Annotated in this window: 1 protein-coding gene; it reads left to right on the top strand. The window is 49.3% G+C overall.

The window, feature by feature from the left end:
* Positions 1-503 (top strand): tRNA (adenosine(37)-N6)-threonylcarbamoyltransferase complex dimerization subunit type 1 TsaB (gene tsaB / locus R8O10_RS27800; RefSeq protein ID WP_318192306.1); only part of this gene is annotated, 503 nt, incomplete at both ends.

Raw genomic sequence — 503 nt, 5'->3', positions numbered from 1 at the left:
ATGGTTGACGAAGTGCTGAAAGAAGCGGGTCTAACTCTACAAGACTTGGATGCTCTAGCGTTTGGCCGTGGCCCTGGTAGCTTTACTGGTGTTCGTATCGGTATTGGCATCGCTCAAGGCCTAGCATTTGGTGCAGAACTGCCGATGATTGGTGTTTCAACATTGGCTGCGATGGCACAAGCAAGCTACCGCCTGCATGGTGCAACTGATGTTGCTGTAGCGATTGATGCGCGCATGAGCGAAGTTTACTGGGCACGTTATTCTCGCCAAGAAAACGGCGAATGGATGGGTGTTGATGAAGAATGTGTGATTCCACCAGCTCGTTTGGCGGAAGAAGCACAAGCTGACTCTAAAACGTGGACAACAGCTGGTACAGGTTGGTCTGCATATCAAGAAGAACTGGCGGGCCTGCCGTTTAACACTGCAGACAGTGAGGTATTGTACCCTGACTCACAAGACATTGTGATTTTAGCTAAGCAAGAACTAGAAAAAGGCAATACGGT

The organism is Vibrio sp. 1727, from assembly GCF_033344415.1.
Lineage (GTDB): Bacteria > Pseudomonadota > Gammaproteobacteria > Enterobacterales > Vibrionaceae > Vibrio > Vibrio alginolyticus.
This window is presented reverse-complemented; position numbering and strand designations above follow the sequence as displayed.